The organism is Weissella bombi (assembly GCF_900094835.1).
Classification (GTDB): Bacteria; Bacillota; Bacilli; order Lactobacillales; family Lactobacillaceae; genus Weissella; species Weissella bombi.
Genome location: NZ_FMAO01000001.1, coordinates 445,764 through 467,268 on the forward strand (window position 1 = coordinate 445,764; position 21,505 = coordinate 467,268).

18 protein-coding genes are annotated in these 21,505 nt (G+C 36.3%); all 18 read right to left on the bottom strand.

Features of this window, described 5'->3' with window-relative positions:
• Positions 1–36: 36 nt before the first annotated feature.
• On the bottom strand, positions 37–1,005 hold the full coding sequence (locus GA0061074_RS02070; RefSeq protein ID WP_092461446.1) for a 3'-5' exoribonuclease YhaM family protein: 969 nt from the start codon (positions 1,003–1,005) through the stop codon (positions 37–39).
• Between the two features lie 14 nt (positions 1,006–1,019).
• Entirely contained in the window at positions 1,020–3,353 is a 2,334-nt protein-coding gene (locus GA0061074_RS02075) for an ATP-binding protein (RefSeq protein WP_092461447.1), read from the bottom strand.
• Complete coding sequence (locus tag GA0061074_RS02080; protein ID WP_092461448.1) at positions 3,343–4,536, bottom strand: metallophosphoesterase family protein; 1,194 nt, start codon at positions 4,534–4,536, stop codon at positions 3,343–3,345. Before GA0061074_RS02080 ends, GA0061074_RS02075 begins: the two co-directional genes overlap by 11 nt.
• A 107-nt stretch (positions 4,537–4,643) precedes the next feature.
• Entirely contained in the window at positions 4,644–4,988 is a 345-nt protein-coding gene (locus tag GA0061074_RS02085; RefSeq protein WP_092461449.1) for a YlbF family regulator, read from the bottom strand.
• A 54-nt stretch (positions 4,989–5,042) separates the two neighbouring features.
• Positions 5,043–7,229, bottom strand: coding sequence for a transglycosylase domain-containing protein (locus tag GA0061074_RS02090; protein ID WP_092461450.1), 2,187 nt, complete (start codon positions 7,227–7,229; stop codon positions 5,043–5,045).
• A 1-nt stretch (position 7,230) separates the two neighbouring features.
• A complete protein-coding gene (locus GA0061074_RS02095) occupies positions 7,231–7,698 on the bottom strand; it encodes an arginine repressor (RefSeq protein ID WP_092461451.1) in 468 nt (155 codons plus the stop codon).
• A gap of 166 nt (positions 7,699–7,864) precedes the next feature.
• Complete coding sequence (gene argS / locus GA0061074_RS02100; RefSeq protein ID WP_092461452.1) at positions 7,865–9,550, bottom strand: arginine--tRNA ligase; 1,686 nt, start codon at positions 9,548–9,550, stop codon at positions 7,865–7,867.
• Positions 9,550–9,870 (bottom strand): hypothetical protein, encoded by a 321-nt coding sequence (locus GA0061074_RS02105; protein WP_092461453.1) that lies wholly within the window; start codon positions 9,868–9,870, stop codon positions 9,550–9,552. The genes argS and GA0061074_RS02105 overlap by 1 nt, the downstream gene beginning before the upstream one ends.
• Positions 9,871–9,981: 111 nt before the next feature.
• Positions 9,982–11,508 (bottom strand): UDP-N-acetylmuramoyl-L-alanyl-D-glutamate--2,6-diaminopimelate ligase, encoded by a 1,527-nt coding sequence (locus GA0061074_RS02110; RefSeq protein ID WP_092461454.1) that lies wholly within the window; start codon positions 11,506–11,508, stop codon positions 9,982–9,984.
• Positions 11,509–11,513: 5 nt separating this feature from the next.
• Complete coding sequence (locus GA0061074_RS02115; RefSeq protein ID WP_240005835.1) at positions 11,514–12,137, bottom strand: non-canonical purine NTP pyrophosphatase; 624 nt, start codon at positions 12,135–12,137, stop codon at positions 11,514–11,516.
• Positions 12,138–12,139: 2 nt separating this feature from the next.
• Complete coding sequence (locus GA0061074_RS02120) at positions 12,140–13,435, bottom strand: bifunctional folylpolyglutamate synthase/dihydrofolate synthase (RefSeq protein WP_092461456.1); 1,296 nt, start codon at positions 13,433–13,435, stop codon at positions 12,140–12,142.
• A 172-nt stretch (positions 13,436–13,607) separates the two neighbouring features.
• Positions 13,608–14,765, bottom strand: coding sequence for a helix-turn-helix domain-containing protein (locus GA0061074_RS02125; RefSeq protein WP_092461457.1), 1,158 nt, complete (start codon positions 14,763–14,765; stop codon positions 13,608–13,610).
• A gap of 307 nt (positions 14,766–15,072) precedes the next feature.
• Positions 15,073–17,241: a mucin-binding protein gene (locus GA0061074_RS09280; RefSeq protein WP_092461458.1), complete on the bottom strand. Its 2,169-nt coding sequence runs from the start codon at positions 17,239–17,241 to the stop codon at positions 15,073–15,075.
• On the bottom strand, positions 17,211–17,966 hold the full coding sequence (locus tag GA0061074_RS02135; RefSeq protein ID WP_092461459.1) for a KxYKxGKxW signal peptide domain-containing protein: 756 nt from the start codon (positions 17,964–17,966) through the stop codon (positions 17,211–17,213). The genes GA0061074_RS09280 and GA0061074_RS02135 overlap by 31 nt, the downstream gene beginning before the upstream one ends.
• 364 nt (positions 17,967–18,330) lie before the next feature.
• Positions 18,331–18,651 (bottom strand): mucin-binding protein, encoded by a 321-nt coding sequence (locus GA0061074_RS02140; protein WP_159426642.1) that lies wholly within the window; start codon positions 18,649–18,651, stop codon positions 18,331–18,333.
• A 12-nt stretch (positions 18,652–18,663) separates the two neighbouring features.
• Entirely contained in the window at positions 18,664–18,921 is a 258-nt protein-coding gene (locus GA0061074_RS02145; protein WP_092461461.1) for a lectin-like domain-containing protein, read from the bottom strand.
• A 50-nt stretch (positions 18,922–18,971) separates the two neighbouring features.
• Positions 18,972–19,517, bottom strand: a complete 546-nt coding sequence (locus GA0061074_RS02150; RefSeq protein ID WP_275668780.1) for a KxYKxGKxW signal peptide domain-containing protein — start codon at positions 19,515–19,517, stop codon at positions 18,972–18,974.
• Positions 19,518–19,726: 209 nt separating this feature from the next.
• Positions 19,727–21,505 (bottom strand): DUF1542 domain-containing protein (locus GA0061074_RS02155; protein ID WP_143699428.1); only part of this gene is annotated, 1,779 nt, incomplete at its 5' end.

Consider the following 21,505-nt stretch of genomic DNA (forward strand, 5'->3'; position numbering starts at 1 on the left):
AAGACAATTTGCAAACGTTATCACAAAATTCATTTACTAATCTGTTTCACTGTTGAAACTAATATTTTCTGGTTTATAAACGCTACGGTTGTCTAAAGCCCACTGACGAGGTGAAAATTCACCAGGATTAGTTTGTTCAAGCGCATTATCAAACGACTGCATACCAGCATCTAACTCATCTAATTGATGTAAAATATTGGCTTCCTTTATCATTGGTCGAACAGGTGAACCATATTCCATCAAACCATGATGAGCCAACACAGTATGACGCAAAACTAACATATCTTCACTCTGTAAATCAATTTTTAACTCTGTAGCAGCCAAAACAATCTCTTCATCAACCAAGACGATATGGCCAATCAAGCTACCAGCTGTTGTGTACTGTGTTGCTACGGGGCCTGATAATTCAATAACCTTACCCAAATCATGCAATAACGCAGCAGCGTATAACAAACTTGCATTTACCTGTTCATATTGCTTTACGACAGCTTGTGCCAAATGAACAATTGACAATGTGTGGTATGCTAACCCACCCGCAAATGCGTGATGATTTGATTTGGCGGCCGGAAATTGTAAAAAAGCATCATGATATTTATTTAAAACATATCGAACAATTCTTTGCCAATTAGCATTCGTAATTTGCAAAATAATGGCTGAAACTTCCTCGGCCATGTCTTGTTTTTGCATTGGTGCTGCTGACACAAAATCAGTTGGATCCTGCGGTTCACCAACTTGTGTCAATCGAATCGACAACACCTTCAATTGTGGTTTGTCCTGGTAAGCTTGTCGAACCGCTTGAATATGGACGACCTTACCAGCTTTTATTTCGGATACTTCAGCTTCCGTTGCATCCCATTTCATCCCCTTAATCGTCATTGAACGATCAGCTAGTTGCAACGCCATGTATCGTTTGCCTTGTTGTGTCATCCGTACTTCAACTGACTTTAACAACGCAAACGTATCAACACGTTCATCTAATTGGTATTCTTTTAATGTTTTGGTCAAAGTATTTCCTCCTCTTATTGCCGTACTAACGCAATTGCATTGTCATCTGAACTCTGACGGCCAGTAAAGTAAAAGATTTGTTGGTTATCTGCTGCCAATTCAGCTAATACTTTCATCATTGTCTCACGACGTTGATCATCAAAATCAACAAACGCATCATCAATTAATAATGGTAATTGTAACGTTTCAGAAACGTTCATCACAAAAGCTAATCTTAATGCTACATATAATTGTGAAGCCGTTCCTTTCGATAGCTGATTAACGCCTAAAACTTTACGATCATCACGTACAACCTTCAACAAAGTTTTCGTTTGTTGAACTGATTGGTAATGATTATTCGTTAAACGTGCAAATAAAGAACTAGCTTGCTTTAATAAGTTAGGTAGACGGTCAATAATCGCCGCATTAAGTGCCTGACGAATCCATTCGCTACCTAAGCGATCAACAAAATATTGCTTTAATTGTTGATTGACCATCGTTACTTGGTTAGCGAACATTTGCTGTTGACTTTCAATAGAAGTATCAGTTTGCAAATTTTGCAATTGTACATTTATTTCGGCAAGTTGTTGATTTACTTGTGCTTTTTCACGTTGAATACGTTGTAACATTTCTTGATTATCCGACGTAGATTGTGGTTGATCCTTAATGGCGTCTTGCGCTGCCAATTCATGTAAATCAGCACCTTGCAACTGTTCTTCTAACATGCTTGCTTCACGACGTAAGTCATTTACTTGACGCTGTGCATCCCGTCGCTGACGTAGTGCACCTTCATCCTTAACGCCTAATTTTTTATACAATTCCTGCAATGTTTGTTGCAAGTTTGACCGTTGCAATTGTTGCTGTCCCATTGTTTCTTGTTGTACGTGAACTTGCATCAAACGCTGACGATATTCTGCAACTGATAAATCCTTACCTAACCAATTCAAAGACACCTTAACATCGACTAATTCAGACAGTGCTGCTTGTTGGTCTTGGAACGATTGATTTGTTGCCAACAACAAGTCATTTACCTTTTGTACTTCCGCTTGTGAAGCCAAAATATCTGCTGTAGACATTTGTTGATAAGCCGCTGGTAATGAATCATCCGTTACCGTTGTCTGTGATTGCGAGTGTTGCTTTTGTCCTTGCCACCAACCAATTACTAAACAAATAATCAACAAAACAATCCCAATAACGATATGTTTGCTTAGTAACGCAATAATCAGCAGAACCACTCCAACCACCGCTGCAATCAACAAACTCTTGTTTTCAGAAGTTGCCTGTGGTTTAACTGATTGTCCATTCAGTTTAGTTTTTTGTGCATCTGTTAGTACTGGTGGTAATTGTTGCCAATGATACTTTTCTAAAATTTGCTGTTGCGCTTGCATAGCAGCTGCTTGTTGCGTGGTTAGTTTTTCCTGTTGCTGGTTGATTTTTTCTAATTTGTTAATGGCTTCATCAGCATCCGCAACTTGTTGCTTTGTAATAGCGGTTGTAACCATCATTTCATCTAAGGATGATAATTGTTGCCGTACTCGTTCAGCTTGATCTGCAACTGTCAAATCTAAGGAGTCGCCTGCTGCTTGCACTTGCTGTTTAATTTTATGCCAACGTTGATAAATTGGTAGCAAATGTGTCTGCGATTGTTGATGTGTCATTTTGCCTTGAATCTGATCTTGTCGTTGTCGCAGACTATTTAAACGCTGCTTTAGATTTTCAGCATCCGTTTGTAATTTGTCTAATGAGGGCTGTTGGCTAATGTTAGCCTGTAATTGTTGTCGTTGTTGCTTTAACTGTGCCAAAGACTGATTAATCTCACGATGTGCAGTCTTAGTTGTCCCAAACTTAGCTGTTGCATTCTTTTCCCATTGATTAGCAATATCCAACCACTCTTGCGCTCCAGGAGTCGCCAGTGTTCGCAAATAAGATGCAAAATCATCTGGTTTCAATGAAAAAATCGCCATTAATGCTTCTTGATCAAAACTAAAAATCGCTAAATATAATTCACGATCAACTGGTCCTAACAACTTCGTTAGCATGGCTTCAGGATCAGCAAATTTTTGCCCTGTAGCCACTGCCGTCAATGTTGTTGTTGTTTGGGTTCGTCCTAATCGTTCTAACTCGTATAATTGATTATCAACTTCAAATTGAATACTGCCGCCGTAAGGTCCTTTATTTAAAGGTTCATACGTGTTAATTTTACGACCTTTAGCTTGTGGAAAACCAAACAACATATCAAATAAGAATTGATGTAACGTCGTTTTCCCTGCTTCATTCAATCCTTGAATAATCTGTAATCCCTGAACAAAATTAAAAGTTCGTTGACTAAATTGTCCAAAGCCGACAATATGTGCTTGTTTAATCCACATCGTCTTGATCCCCTATCTGTGATATTTTTAGCTGGGTTTGAACGGCCACTTTTAGCTCTTCTAAAGTTTGTTCATTCAAAAAATAATCTAAAATTTCACCGTCAGTTACCTGTTTTAAACCTAAATGTTGTAATTCATCAAGATTAAAAACATCCGCTACAGTTGATGACCAGTATTGATCTGCCACTGCTGGTAAGGCAACTGTTTCTTGCTGCGGTTTTCCTTGAACTTCATAAATAAAGAACATATCATCCGGCTGAGCTGCCGCTACAAACTGTGCTAATAATTGTTGATTTGTAATGGCTGATAAAACATTTGTCTGATTTGTTTCAATTTGCAATGAAATTAATTCAAATTCCTCTTTAAAGGCAAATTGCTCACGTACTTGTTGCACCACCATATTCAAATCACGATTAGTCTGAATGTTTTCAGTTACCCATGTAATTGGCGCAACGGGCGTAAATGTGGGGACTAATTGATGGTCTTGGCTTTCCACCATGTAATACCCTTTAAAACCGGTTTCTGTTTTATCTAAACCTTGAATACTACCTGAATAACCAATAAATGGTCGTTCCTGTAACGTTTCACGAACATGAATATGTCCTAAAGCCCAGTAATCATAATGCTTTTGCTGTAGTGCTTGCAAACTAAAGGGTGCATAGTCACCAACTCCGACTTCACCCAAAGCGCCATGATATAACCCTATATGCCAATCAGCAGTTGTATCTTTTACCGGGAATTTTACAACCTGATCCGTCGATATGTGCCTTTGCGTATAAGAAAAGCCACTGATAGCGACAGTTTCATGTGTTGCTGTTTGTAAGTGATATGTTGTCACATCAGCTGGAAACAATGTCACATTTTCAGGAAAAGCTGGCAATCGCTGCCAATCATTCACAAAATCATGGTTACCAAAAATAATATAGACTTGAATTTTTGCATCAGCAAGTCGCTGTAATTCATTTATTAAATCTAACTGTGCCCGTGCGTCCGGGGTTGTCGTATTGAAGGAATCACCTGCTAAGACCACAAAGTCTACGGCAGCTACAATAGCATCATCTACTAAACGATGTACTGCAATTTGTGTTGCAGTTTGTAGTTTTTCTTTTAACCAGCTTGGTGTAATTGATAACCCACCAAATGGATTACCAAGATGTAAGTCACCAGCATGAATAAACTTCATGTCATCGATCTCCTTTATTTACTTTTATTCTTATTATATTTGAGAATCGTTACAAAAAAAAGAGCGAGGCTACATTGTCCCGCTCTTTCTCAAGTATCGTACTAGTTTTAGTCTTGGCCGTACAATTCGGCAATAGGCTTTGTAATGATATTGTTGATTTCCATCAACAATTGATTCAAACCTTTTTCAGCTTCAAGCATCTTCTTTAGTGAATCATACTTTTCCATCTCATTCGCAATCTTTTGCCATTCTGCGATTTGACTTTCATCAGGTTCGCTGCCAGCTTGAATTGCTTGATTAATTTGTCCCTGTGCTTGTTGGAAGTGTGAAAATACTTCTTTTGCTTCAGGTTCCCCATCAACCGTTGCAATTGCGTCACGAAGCGTCTTGTATTGTGCTGTCTCACGTAAATCCTCAGCAACGGCATTGACATTATCGTAAATATTTATCATAAGTATCCTTTTCCCATCTTTTATAATATAACCATTATCTCATATTTTTAACAACTATGGTATTAATGATTGAATACCTGACCAAGCCTTCTTGGCTCCATCTTTAACATTATCCCAAGTTGATGAAGCACCTTGCTTAATTTGATCCCCGATATCAGCAATATTATCTTTAATCCCACTTACCTTAGAATCATCGTCTTCGGTTATCGCCATCTTACTACGGACACTCTTAACACTAAACTTAGTTTGTTTTGTATTTGGGATAACCTGTTCAAGTGTTGTTTTCATCAATGGACCCGATGTTTGTGATAAGTACGCCGAAATTGTATGGTTAGCATCTGTTTCATCATATCCCGTCCAAGTTGTTACCACAACATCCGGCGTATAAGCAATCGCCCATGAATCAGTAGCATTATCACTCGTCGAGTCTGTTCCAGAAACTTCAGTAGTCCCCGTTTTACCAGCAACATCATAACCAGCTGGATCAGCGGAAGCACCTGTTCCATGTGTATAAACGCCTAACATCATTGATGTCATTTCATTAGCAACTTTTCTAGACCAAAGACGCGTATGCTTCTCCTTGGCTTGAGCAATTGTCTTACCAGAAGCATCAACAATCTTAGTGATGAAGTGTCCTTTGCTCATTTGACCGCCATTTGCAAAACTTGTATAGGCTTGAGTCATTTCAAGTGGTGTTACACCTTTCTTCAAACCCCCAATTGCTAATGCTAGATTTTTATCAGATTTTGCCAAAGGTAGCCCTGCTTTTTGAGCTGCTTCATAACCGACTGATACACCCATTTGATCAAGCAACCAAACAGCTGGAATATTGTATGAATTCTCCAATGCTTGATACATTGGAATCTTTTCACTAGTGTAATCACCATAATTTGAAGGTGAATAACCATTCGTTCCAAAACTCATCTTACTATTCTTTAAATCAGAATCGTATGAAAAGCCACGTGATAACGATGGTCCGTAATCAACAATTGGCTTAATCGTTGATCCAGGTGAACGACGAGATTGTGTTGCACGATTAAATCCTCTAAAGACGTGTTCACCACGACCACCAATAACAGCTCGAACACCACCTGTTTTGGCGTCCATAACAATTGAAGCAGCTTGTGAGCCGTCGCCGATAGGATTCAAATTAGGATTATCATAATCATCTTGTAAATTAGTCTGATCATTTTGATTCAATGTCGTATAAATCTTATAACCATTGTCTAAAATGTCTTGCTCTTTTAGATTATACGTACTCATTGCTTCATTAATAACAGAATCAAAATAATAAGGATAGTTGTAGTTTGAGTTATCTACCTCATGGTCAGAAGCATCAATCGGCAAATCAGCATTATAATTTGCTTGTGCTTGGGTCAAATATTTTGTTGAGACCAAATTTTCTAGAACCTGATCTCGACGACTCTTAGCAGCATCATGGTAGGTTAATGGGTCATACCCATTCGGCGATTGTAACATACCAATCAACATTGCCCCTTGCGAGACTGACAAGTCAGCAGCATCAACACCAAAATACTTTTGTGATGCATCCTGAATCCCCCAAACACCATGACCAAAGTATGCATTATTCAAATACATAGCTAAAATCTCATGCTTTGAATATTCTTTTTCAACTTGAATTGATAAGAATAACTCACGGACTTTACGAATCACTGTCTGATCTTGGCTTAAAAACGCATTCTTTACTAGTTGTTGCGTTAGAGTTGACCCTCCAACTGAAACATGACTACCACGAATTCGATACCATATCGTTGTTAATACACCACGGGTCATTCCTTTAATAGAAAAACCATGTTCTTTGTAAAAATTTCGATCCTCAGTCGCAATAACAGCATTCACAGCATGTGGCGAGATATTCTGGAATTTGACATACGTTCCTTTTTGACCAGATAAACTACCTGCCTTATTACCAGCATCATCATAAATTTCAGTTGTTGATTGCAATCGCTTTTTCAAGTCCGTCACATCTGTCGTTTTGGCTTCAAATGTTCCTAAGACACTCACTACCAAAAACAGCGTTAGAAATAGTGTAATCAACCATCGATTAACCTGAAATCGATGCCAAAATGGACCAAAAGTCTTTTTAATCCAAGCATAGAATGGCTGACAATAGCGTTTATGCCACCGAATAATTGGTGCAAAAACACGCTGCGCCCATGTTTTAATTGGCAGTGTTTTTTGTTGCCACCATTCTTTTATTTTTTCCAAAAATTCTTTCATATTATTGCATCCATTGGTTAAATTGTTCAGCAACAGTAAGTGCAACGTCAGCCGAACGTGTCGTCACATAAATTGTGTTATGACCCGCTAAAGTCCCCACAATTTCAGGCATGTCAGCATCATCAATCATCGCTGCCAATCGATTACCGTTACCCTGTGTCGTTTTAACAACAATCATAAATTCTACCGGAACAATGGTGGCAGCCATATCAGCAAAACCACGTTTGATTTGATCACCCTCATTTTTGCTAGTAGCAGGTTGATCAGACATAACTTGATATCTTGATCGCCCTTTAGCATCTGGTTGACGAACAATACGTAGTTCCTTAATATCACGTGATACAGTTGCTTGTGTAACCGCAATTCCTGCATCTTGTAAACGATGTAAAATCTCTTCTTGAGAATCAATTACGTCATGTGCCAAAATTTCAAGAATCATCATTTGGCGTTCTTGTTTTTTTAAAGCCATGTTTCATTCCTCTTTACATTTTAGTTACTACCACTCGGATAGTTTCACCCGTCTTATTTTAACATATTCAACTGTTTAGCTTAAATTTGGCTATATGATACACTTTCAACCAAAAAAAGTTGGGACATCTTCTTCTGTCCCAACTTTTTTAATTCAGCTTCAAATTTTACATTTCTTTTGGTGCTTTAACACCCAACAAACGCAATGATTCTGTCAAAATATATGACACTGCTGATACCAATGCCAAACGTGCATTTAATTGATCATCTTCAACCAAAATTTTTGAGTTTGCATAGTATTTATTGAATGTACGTGACAAGTTTAATGCGTACTTTGCAATAACAGATGGTTCACGATCACGCCAAGCGCGACGAACAGTGTCACCAAAGTTTGCAACTAACTTTTCAGTTTCCCAAACATTATCATCATCGATAACCAAGTTTGTTAGATCCAATTCTGGATTACCAGCCTTGCGCAAAATTGATTGTGCACGTGCATTAGTATATTGTACATATGGACCAGTATCACCTTCGAAACGAACCACTTCTTCTAGCTTAAAGTCAAAGTCTCCCAAACGTTCGTTCATCAAGTCGTGGAATACCACAGCTCCTGTTCCAACTTCATGTGCAACTTCTTCCTTATTAGCTAAATCAGGATTCTTTTCATTAATTTGATCTGTAGCTAACTTAACTGAATCTGCCAAAACATCCTTCAATAAGATGATACGACCTGAACGTGTTGACAATTTCTTACCACCAACCGTAATCATACCAAATGGAATGTGCTCAATATCATCAGCCCATTCGTAACCCATTTTACTCAAAACGGCCTTTAATTGCTTGAAGTGTTCACGTTGCTCACCACCGACAACATATAATGACTTCACGAAATTATAGTTGTTCTTACGGAAGATTGCAGCTGCCAAATCACGTGTCATGTACAATGTTGCGCCATCAGTACGTTGAATCATAGCAACATTTAGCCCTTCATCAGTTAAATCAACAACTTGTGCACCCTGTGATTCAACCAATAAGTTCTTCTCTTTAAGGGTGTCAATAACTGCATCCATCTTATCATTGTAGAAAGCTTCACCGTTAAATGAATCAAAATCGATGTCTAAGTCTTTGTACAACTCCATGAATTCCTTCAAAGATTCTTCACGGAACCATGACCACAATTGATGAGCCTCTTCATCCCCATCTTCAAGCTTCTTAAACCAAGCGCGACCCTCATCATTTAATTCAGGTTGCTTCTCAGCTTCTTCGTGGAAACGCACATAGTACTTTACTAGTGTGTTAATTGGATCTGCTTTAACTTCTTCTTCAGATCCCCAACGCTTATAAGCAGACATTAACTTACCGAATTGGGTTCCCCAATCACCTAGATGGTTAATCTTAATTGGTTGGTAACCATTAGCTTTAGCAATTTCGGCCAATGAATTTCCAATAACTGTTGAACGCAAGTGACCCATTGACATTGGCTTAGCAATATTAGGTGATGACATATCAATTGTAATATGCCCTGCTTCACCATCCGTATTGTGTCCATATTCAGAGTTACGCAAAACATCAGCTAACGTTTCCGCTCCAAATTGTGCTTGATCCAAGAAAAAGTTAACATAAGGACCAACCGCCTTCACATCTTTGAAGTCCTCAGTATCAATATCAGAAACGATATCATTAGCAATTTGTTGTGGTGCCATGCGGCGTGACTTTGCTAATAGGAATGCTGGAAAGGCATAGTCACCCATGCTAGCATCCTTAGGTACTTCAATTTTTGAAAGAATCGTTGCATCATCCAATTCAGGAACAACTGCAGCAATTTTTTGTGCAATGTGATTCTTGTAATCCATTATGCTTTGTCTCCTTTAGCATCTTTCTTATCAGCCTTTTTATCGGCTTTTTCATCATCTTCCTTTTCAGGACGTGGGGCTGGATTGTCAGTCTTTACCAAGATTTTCGTATCTGACATACGCAAAACAGCACGATGATTATATTCATTAACCGTTGCATCATCTTCAGGATCATTTTCAGTAATTACTACCAATAATGAATGCTCATAAATTTTTTCAACGATACCTTTGAAATCATGTTCAAAATTTGCGAATTTCTTTCCGGCAACAAAGTCACCCAAATCAAATTCTGATGTATTTTCTACTGGATCTTTAGCCATGCTACTATCCCCTTTACTTTAAAAACTGAGGTTATTTTTAGTTTTATTAACAAATTTGTTAGTCATTTTTACGACAATTCTATAAATTATAACAAATTTTGCATCTAAAAACTAGCACTCTAGCTCAGAATCTACTCTTTGTGCAATCGCCCAATCATTTTCATACGGCATATCAACACCATTAATTTTTTGATACTCATCTAGTCCCTTAGCTGCTAAAACAACGACATCATCTGGTCCAGCGTTTTTAATTGCTTCAGCAATAGCTGTTGTGCGATCTAATTCACGATGAATCGTCACGTTTGGATTTATAATAGCTGCTTGAATTTCATCAGCAATCTTAGCAGGATCCTCATATTGTGGATCATCGCTTGTTAGGTAGACAATATCTGCGCCTTCACTGACAGCTTTACCGATTCCTGGTCGTCGTGACACACCCTTGTTTCCAGGAGCACCAACAACGACAGTTAATTTATTAACGGATTCATTCTGACGAACAAAATGTAACAAAGCCGCAATCGATGCATAATTATGTGCATAGTCAACGTATACCGTACCATGTGACTTTGTATTTAAGATTTGCATACGTCCTGGTACTTTGACAACTTCCAAACCTTCAGCCATTGCTGGTGCATCTGCACCAACCAAACGTGTCGCAATCATTGCTGCTAATGCATTACTTTGGTTGAAATCACCCGGCATATCAAGTTTATACTCACCATTAATATGCAAATGTTCTGCTTGTTGTCCTACCTCACGTACCTTAAAGACACTACCATGTAGGTTAGTATCAGTCGCTTCAAAGTAAGCATCTGCCTTTGGTGAATCAGCATCTTCTTGTCCATATAGCCAAATACCATCACGTGGTACGTTCATTTCGGCACGTTCAATCAAAGTACCAAAATAATCACTATCGACGTTCAGAACAATTTGTTCAGAATGATCAAACAGCATCATCTTATGAGCAAGATAATCCTCAAATGTTGGATGCTCATTTTCACCAATATGATCAGGACTAATATTCAAAAAGATACCTACATTATAGCGTAGCCCATAAACACGGCGCATCTTAAATGCTTGTGAAGAGACTTCCATTACCATATGGGTCATACCATTGTCGACAGCTTCACGCATCCAACGGAATAAATCAAGTGATTCCGGCGTCGTCAAATGAGCACGATAATGGAACTTTGGTTCGTTACCAGTAATAACTTGCAAAGTTGATGATAATGCCACCTTGTCATGCGTATATGAACGTAGAATTTCATACGCCATATAAGCCGTTGATGTTTTACCTTTTGTACCAGTAATACCAATTAATGCCAAATCATTTTGGGGATATCCATAATAGGCCATTGCAATGATGCTCATTGCTGCAGGAACATCATCGGCAACCCAAGTTGGTAATCCAGTTTCATGTACAAAAGTTTCAGGTGCAACAATCGCCGTCACACCTTGTGTAATTGCATCATCTAAATATTCAGGTTTAAAATTCCCCTTAATAAACAATAAAGTACCAGGCACAACATCTTTTGAATTATAGGCTAAATGTTGTATTTCACCATCAAAGTTTGGTGCTGATATTAATAAATCTTGATCAGCTAATAACGTTGTTATGTTATCTGCAGTGAGTGTCATGACATTTAGTCCTCTTTCTTACTTTCTTTTTCTAATTCACCAGCCTGTTGCAGTTGGTTTTTCATTTTAATTGCAGCGCGACCACGATGGGCATAATGTACACGTTCAGGCATATCTATTTCTGCAAGGGTTAGTCCATTCTCTGTCTCTAAAAGTTCGTCTAACCCATTACGATTACCACGCGGTACGGTAACCAATTTAACGCCACCCTTACCTTGTGAAGTATACACTTTATTTGCGGGTGATATCACCACAAAATCAGCTAATAAATAAGCCTTTCGTGATGCATCTGATGGTAATTGCTGCAAAACATATTGATTAATTTCATCATCCCCTCGCAATTGATGCGCCTTAAATTCACGCATCGTCGTTACGCCAAAATGATCAGGAATTGCTGGAATAAACAATGCTGAATCATCAGCTAACACATATTCATTTGGTAAAAGTTGATGAATCGTTTGTGCCTTCACTAAAGCATTTTGTGCCATATCATCTGTCGTTTCAGGTGGAAATGCAATTTGATCAATTACTTGTCGATAATTAATACCTTCCATCCCCAAAACTGCTAGATAATTAATCATTTCATTCGTTTTATGTGTATTATTTGACGCAATAATTAGACGTTGCATGATTAAATACCTTCCTTTTCAATTGCCCGTAACGTATAAACAGAACCTGTCACCACAATAAGGGCTTTCGAAGATTCTCGAACCTGACGTGCTAGTGAAACAGCTGCTGTTGAATCGTCTGCAATTTCTACATCGACATCACTTGTTAAAACAATTTTAGCTGCCAATTCATCAGCAGACATTGCATTCTTTGAATCTGGTGTTACAGCAATAATAGTCGAAACATATGGTAGTAATTCATCCAACATTTCCGACGTATTTTTTCCCTTCACTAGGCCTAAAATAACAGTCGGTTTGAACGGTAGATGCCAAGAACGAATCGTTGCAACTAAACTTGTTATACCATTAGGATTATGCGCAGCATCATATAAAATATTATTTTTACTATCAAATTCCATTCGACCAGTAATTTTAACATGTGCTAATGCCTCGGCTACCGCAACGTCAGGTATTGAAATACGTCTATTCTTTAGAATAGTGACAATCTGTAATACCGTACTCAAATTATTTGCTTGATAAGCACCGGTTAATGACAATTTTAAGCCCTCTAATTGATCAACATTTAATACTAAGCCTTCTGGTGAAGAACGCACCAAAGTAATCTTAGGTTTGTCGTATGGATTCCATGTTGCATCAACTTGCTCAGCTTTTTCATGAAGTATTTTGAATACTTCAATATCCTGACCAGGGTAATTAACTACCAAACTGCCTGGCTTAATCGCACCAGCAACATTTTCAGCAATTTTTAACAGATTGTGTCCTAAAAACTCTGAATGATCATCAGAAATTTTTGTAATGGCAACCACAAGTGGTGATTCGATAACATTTGTTGCATCACCGGTGCCGCCAACACCAGCTTCTAAAATAGCAAATTGCACTTCTTGCTTTGCAAAATGACATAGCGCAATTAATGTCCACATTTCAAATTTAGTTAGTGTCTTATCATCACCACCATGGTTTTTAATCTCAACCATGATACGTTTGTAATGATACATCACTTCTTTCTCACTAATCATCTGACCATTAATTGTTACTACTTCACGATCAGTTAAAATTGCAGGTGTTGAAAAATGACCCACACGATAACCAGCAGATACCAAAACCTTACTAATCATCACACCTGTTGATCCCTTACCATTTGAACCAACAATATGAATCACAGATAAGCGTCGCTCAGGATGCCCAATCCACGACAAAATTTCCTTTAACATGCCTACACGACTATGCTTGCTTGGCGTAAATTGCCAATCATCACCTAAATTTAATTCAAGTTGTCGATATGTCTCAACCGTCCCCATTAGCTTATCCGGTCCTTTTTAATATACTTTCCTAACAAGTAATTTTATCATAAGTTAACAACTTAAAAAGAGCTATCTAAAAAGAATAATACTAAACCCTTCTAAACTGTCTACTTAATTTTCTCTATAGTAAAACAGCCCGTGATAATTCACGAGCTGAACACTATTTCTTTTATTCGGCAATAATCATTTCACCACTTTTATCTTCTTGCAGACGAGCTTCATCGGCCTTTTCTGCTGTTGTTTTACTATACTGTTTTGGCGTTAAACCAACAATCGATTTAAATACCTGAATAAAATGACTAGTAGTCGTAAACGACAACCGCATTGCTATATATTTCAAGCTAAAATCGGTCGTCATTAACATCTTTTTAGCAACATCAATTTTTTTAGACAACACATATTGTTTAATAGTTGTCTTATAATGCTCTTTAAATTTTCTATTTAAATACCGCTCCGAATAACCAAATACGCTACTTAAATCCTGTAAGCTTAAACGATAAGTAATATGCTCAATAATATAGCTTTGTACTCGCTCAGCGATTGGCATATTGTTTGCCTTAAAGTAACGTTTCAACTCGTTAAAATAATATAAAGTAATATTTTCTAACCATAAATCAAAAGAAATTTGTGTTTCCTGAATTTCTATTTTGGCAATAATCTGATTAAAGATATAATAGGCTTCATCCACTGGATAATTATTTCGAATAGCTGATTCATTCAAGACAGCCAAATAAGCAATTAAGCTATCTTTTTGCCCCCGTAGATAGTTTTTATCTTTAAATATTTTACCGTATTGTTTACTACGTAATTTAGACCTTAGATAGTAAATCATCCGGTTCTCATCTAACTTGTTAAATGCATCTAACAATCCAGCAAAGTTATCTTGCATTTCTTTTTCTTCTTCAGGTAAAAATTCTGTAAGTGGCTTTGATTCGCTGACTGTATCATCCAAATAAAACGAATATAATGGCCAATCTGGTGCTGAAGTTTCTTTTAATAACTGATAAGCAAACTGCAATACTGGTTTAACTTGTGGTGTCAATGTAAACAACGCTAGATTTTTACTAGAATATAATGGGGCTGACATTTCTGGTTGCATTACTAAGTATTCATCATCCCCAAAACTAATTACTAAATAATAATTATCTGCATCACGTACTAAATTAAAAGATTGATCCACACAAACATTTAAAATGTTATAAATTCTACTTGTATGTTGTTCTGGTAGAAGACCTTGTATCTTTTTACGCATATTACGCTGATAATAATCAACGTTCATTTCTAACAAACGACCTAAAAACTTTAAATTATCTAATTTTTCCATCATCTTGGCCTTCTTCTTGTTATTTAAAGTAAAGATAATTTATATAAATAATTGTATATAAAATTACCGGTTGAAATATTTTACTATTTATAAATCAATTCACGAAAGTTAAATTATGGACTATTTTTATCAAAAAAGTATTTTATTTATTCACACAAAAAACATCTTTTTTTATTTTATAAATGTAACTTAAAATAAGATTAAGATAAGCAATTAATACACTGACATTTTCGTAAATAAAAAAAGATTAACAATCTAATTATTTCATAATAAATTGCTAATCATTAAATAAATATCAAAAAATCAACTATTATTGTTCATCTTTCTTACGTCGAGTACTTAACCAAACGATAACACTTATAGTTAACATCATCATACCAGCAAAGATAAAATTATTACGCCGTTCAACAACACCTGTCTTTGGCAACTTCGCCCCTATCAAACTACCATCTAATTTTTGTGATAGTCCCTGACTCTGTTGTACTTCATTATTTGTAGACAAAGTGTTATTCTTTCCGATTGATCCTTTATTTGGCACTAATACACTAGGTTCAGTATAAGCAGGTTTATTAGGGATCATTGGCTTGTTCAGTATATTTGGTTTATCTGGATTTACTGGCTTATCCGGTTTGTTTGGCTCATCTGGATTTACTGGCTTATCCGGTTTGTTTGGCTCATCTGGATTTACTGGCTTATCCGGCTTGTTTGGCTCATCTGGATTTACTGGCTTATCCGGTTTGTTTGGCTCATCTGGATTTACTGGCTTATCCGGTTTGTTTGGCTCATCTGGATTTACTGGCTTATCCGGTTTGTTTGGCTCATCTGGATTTACTGGCTTATCCGGTTTATTTGGTTCATCTGGATTTACTGGTTTATTAGCTGCATATGTTACTTTATAATTCAAATTTCCTGTTCCAGAATCAACGACTTTAACTGGTATTTGAGTTAAATCACCACTAGGATCCGTCGTTTCAACAACATGATACCCTGGAACATTAGGATTCATAATGGCAAGTAATTGCGTATTATCTCCCTTGTTCCATCCTGCTGCACTTGGAACGCCCGTGTTAGGGTCTAAAGTAGTATCTGTAGTTGTCGTAGAATAATATGTCGTTGATGTTCCATCAACCGGATTCTTCACTGTCATAAAATGTATTGGCTTTGCTGATGCAGGGTCCGCTACCTGATTACCTTCTGTATCAACATACGTAACGGTCTCATTAACTTCAGACGTTTCTATTGTATATGCTGGTGCATAAACAACTGTGAAATGTAAGTCTTCAGAATTACTGTTAACACCTTGCTTAGATACCTGACTCAAATCAGAATTAGGAGCATCATTACTAATAACATGATAATTATTTATATCAGGATTCTTTACAGCGTCAAAATCATAGTTGTCTGCTCTTATCCATGAATTGTCTGGAACACCATTCTCATCAATATCTGGTTCTTCATGGTACCCTTTTTTATAATAGGTGATTATTTGACCATCCCAAGATTTCACAGTAACGAAGGTTACCGGCTCCGATTTATGTTGTGGCGCCATTTGCTTACCGGATTGATCAACATAATCAATCGTTTCGTTAATATGACTAACACCTACCACATTATAATGCGTAAAAGAAACCAAATCCGAATTCATATTATGATTACCATGCCACCATGGTTGATCTGCATGGATTGGCACAGCACCTAATGAAAAAGTAGGCATATCTGTTGTAAAGTCAGTAAAAGTAACACCATCTTGTAGTGCATAATAATCTGGATTGGTATCCGAATTATCATTTGATTGATAATCTAAAGGCTTAGTGTTAGTATACGCATTTGTTACCCCATCACCCGAACCAACAATAGTATCTAGTCCCATAGATGATGGATCAGAAGTAAAACCGGTTTCAGGATTATGAATTGGATCTTTTGAAATCAATACAGTGTTAGCATCGTTAGTTTGTGCATATTCACGCCGATTACGACTTGTGTCAGACTGTGACGTTAATGAACCCGTCATAAAATAAAAAATTGAATTATTGCCATTTTTAGATGCTTGATTTGTTCCCATTTGAGAAATTGGTACAATACTACCATCTTCATACGTGAACCAAAAAGTTACTTTAAAATTCATATTGTAGACATCAACATTAGTAATCGGATTGTCACTAATCACAAATGTGTATCCAAATCTGCTGTCTGCATTTTTTTGAGGGACAAAATCGTGGAATTTTTCATGGAAAGTAACACGACGACCATTAATTTTTCCAGCATTTGCCCAATCTTTTTGTATATACGCACTAGAATTATTTAAATAATTAGACATGTCATATTCCCATAATTTGCCGCTGGTCATACCATCCCTATTATATAAATCGTAGCGTTCCTTTTGAGCAGCACTAATATTATTTTTATCATAAACATTAGATGGTTGCCCTACATTAGTTTTGGGTGCCGTTACATCTGAACATTCCTTGTTAAATTGCATACCTTGCGAATATGGTAACGATGAATATTGTTTTTTCCCATCCGCATTCTGTTGTCCTTCGTCTTTTTTAATGTACGACTCATTGGTTGTTTAACAGGACTTGCAGTATTCACGTTAGCATTTGTCCTTTGTGTTACAGGTGCTGGTGCTATCTGCTTATTATTCTTAACGTTACTTTCACTAGTACTACCATTTATAACATTAGCATTACTGTGTGTTGCACTATTATAACTAGCTACATTCGATTCACTTTGAGCCTTGTTAATTCCATTTGCATTTGAAGCATTACTTATTTGTGTATCATCACTAATGGATTGGTTACCACTATTATTAGTAGCTTTATCTGATTGTGTTTGATTATTCGTTGCATCGACTGCACTAGTATTCTGTGTATTGTTGTCAACTTTGACTGTAGCAGTAGATTGTGTTTGGGTTTCCCCCGACGTATTTACTTCTGTATTATTGGTAACTGTTTTCGCAGGTTCAGTCGTATCAGCTGTCTTTTGAGGTAGAACTACCACATTAGATGACATATCTGCTGATTTCATAGTTTCTGTTGTATCAGCTATTGAATTATTGGAAGAATTTGTACTATCGGCATGAACTGAATCACTTACACCCAAAACACCTGCGCCAAAAGTAAAAAACGTTAATCCCGCAAATACCCATTTTTTGCCATCTTTATACATTTTGTAATGTAAATATCTTTTTTTATTCATATCCATTTACCTTTTTCCCCATTTAAAACATAGAATCTTCTTCAATTAGTACGATAATTCTACAATTAAATGATATTCCAATTAAATCTCAAATATGTCTAAAAAGAATTAAAAAAGTAACTAAATTATTTGATTTTCTCATTATTAATTTTTTTAAATAAACAAAAGTCCGTAAATTCGAATTAAAAATTGAATTTACGAACTTTTTATATTTTTCTCGCATTAACCAATAAAAAAACAAAATTAAATATTTAATCCATTAAATGAATCAATGATTTTTCTTAATACGTATGTTAAATATTCCCAATAAACTAGATAATGTTATAAACAATACACTTACAAAAAAAGCCTGCGTGATTTTCTTTACCTTCTACACCTGTCTCTGGTAATAAATTGCCTGCACATCTTTTTGCGTCTTGTTTTGTTGTAAATTATTTGAAATATTTCCATTTGCCAACGTTATCTGTTCATTATTAGACAAATATTCATTAGTCATAATACCATCGACGGGTGTTTTAACTAATTTGTAGCCTGGTATTTGCTTATCATGACTTATAAATGAATCCCCAACATTACCATGCAATTTATAACCTTGATTAATAAAACCATTAATCATTGAATCAGGATTATAATCAATTACTTCACCGAGTCGACCATTAACTTCGTCTGAATGTAATAGTTTCCCTGTTATTCCGTCAACATACTATATGTAGGCATTCTCACTACCGATATAATCAAAGCTATCAATTTTAAACATGTGTAAATTCTTAGCCCATCCAGTTGATGCCGACATCATTAGAGCAGCTAGGTTATTATCATATTTACTAGTATCTAACTTGAATCCCGTTGCATTATTTAATCCACCAATTCCATTGCTTCCACCAAAAACACCTAAATCATCAGTATTACCATTGTGAAAAGCTATATCAATTCCATCAGCACCACGCCCATTACTTTCCAAATTAACTTGACCAACTAAAGAAAAATCATGATCTAAGTCAATTTTATTAATTAAATCAGATTTCCAACACGATTGTTTACGTCAGGCACTAAAGTTACCACCCCCTTGTTCTCATCATATATTGCATCGCCTTCTAACTTAAAATAATTCAGAAAATTATCCCTATTTACATGTATTGAATCAGGTAAATAAATTCCTGCTCTATTGATTAAATATTGATAGGTTAATTTTATAGGTGTATTACCTTTCTTACCTGTTTTATTACCATTCGAAACTGCTTTGTTTGCCGTTTTATGGTCTTTTTTTGTCATGTATTTATTTGTTGTACTACTTTTTGATATTAATGTGAGCTCACTAGATTTTTTCGGCTCATTATTACTTGATGTGCTTATCTTGCCACTACTTGACACTGACGAACTTGTAACAACACTACTTGGTGCACTTAACCCGCCGGTATCAGCATAGACCCAATTAGTCACAGTTGCACTTCCAATAACCACTGAAAAACCTGCAATGACAGCAAACGTCCACTTCTTACCAGCCTTATACATTTTATAGTGTAGTTTACACCATAGCTTCTCCCCTCTACATTTCAAAAGCTAGATTGTTTTAACAACATCTTTAATTTACCACTTTTTATTTATAATTAAGAAAACTAATTACTTTAATAAGGTTATTTATATTACTTTGATATCTAAAAATAATCATATTTGTATTCAAAATAAAAAGTTCGTAAATATGACATTAGTCATATTTACGAACTTAATCCTTTGTTATCTTAACAAATTACTCATAAAATAAGTGTTTACTTTTTCATAATGTGATTTTTATTTTTTCCTCCTTCTATGATTGTTAACGATACTAGTGCTAACAATTCTAATGACTCTGTAAGTAGCTCTAAGTTAGTTGTCGAATTACCAACGTTTGTATTTGGTAAAATAGCTGTTTTAGCTTGCTTGATTTCATTATTATTAGCATTTTGTAATTCATCGTCAATTGCATAATCAAAATCGTCGCTAGCAACATCATTATTAATTGACAACTGCTTAATTTCACCTTCAAATTCTACTACAACTGCTTTAATACGATTCAAGCCATTCAAAGTTTCTTGAGCCACATCAGAAACATTATTTTCTAAAGTAATCTTAGAAATAGCTCCATCATACACGGTATTAATTTGAGCAATTAATTTATTTTTTTGAGAATCGCTTAACTTTGAATCTTGGATATGCAAAATTGCCTGTTGCTTAGCCGTTTCTAACTTAGAAATAGCATCATTCTTTGCCGCCTGCAATTTAGCTGAAGAAATAATAGCCGAAATATCTTGTTCTCCATTCATTTCAGCATTATTTATTTCTTCAGAAGTTGTTGCCGAATTAATATTATGCTTAGTTCGACTAACAATCTCATTAATTTGAGCTATTAATTGTGTTTTTTGATTCTCCTTCAAACTACTATTATTCTTAATTACAGTAATAGCATTTTGAGCAGCTTCATTTAACTTATTAATAGCAGCATCCTTTGCAATATCTAATTTTGCAACTTCATGAGTCACAGTCAGCTTAATTTGATTGATTGCTGCCAAACTATCGGCAGCATCTTGGTTAACCGCTGGAATAGTTGTATCTGCATTAATCTTATTAATAGCAGTATCATATGTCGTTTTAACTTCGTTAATCAAAACTTGTTGACGCTCTGCACTTAAGCCTGAATGCTTAATTTGCTCAACAACGTTATCGCATGCTTGATTTAATTGCTTAACGGCATCGTTCTTTGCTGCTTGTAATTTAGCAGCTTCACTCACTCCATTAATAGCTGTTTCACCAGCGCTCTCAGCACTTTGTGCTGCTTCTGGTGTTGTTGCATTATGAATGTTTGCCTTTGCTTGATCAGCCGCTGCGTTCACCTTGTTAATCAAATCTGTCTTTTCAGCTGCAGTCAAACTATCGTTATCGTTAATCGCATCAATTGCATTTTGAGTTGCTTCTGCCAATACATTATTTACTGCATCTTGAGCAGCATGTAACTGGTCACTCTCACCCGTCATCGTTATTTGAACTTGACTAATTGCGGCTAAACCATCCGCAACATCTTGATTAACTGCTGGAATAGTTGTGTCCGCATTTACCTTTTGGACTGCCTCATCATGTGCTGCATTTACTTCGTTAATTAATGCTTGCTGACGCCCTGCACTTAGACCTGAGTTCTTTATCTGCTCAATAGTGTTATTACGTGCTTGATCTAATTGCTTAACGGCATCGTTCTTTGCTGCTTGCAACTTAGCAGCATCACTCACTCCATTAATAGCTGTTTCACCATCACTTGCAGCACTTTGTGCTGTCTCTGGTGTTGTTGCATTATTGATGTTTGCTTTGCCTTCTTCAAGCTCGTTATTAACTTGGTCAATCAAGTCAACCTTCTGTTGTCCAGTTAGACTTGTGTCCCCGTTAATCGTTAAGATTGCATTTTGCGCTGCGTCTACCAACGCTGCATCAGCATCATTCTTTGCTGCCTGTAATTTAGCAGCTTCACTCACACCATTAATAGCTGTTTCGCCGTCACTTGCAGCACTTTGTGCTGTCTC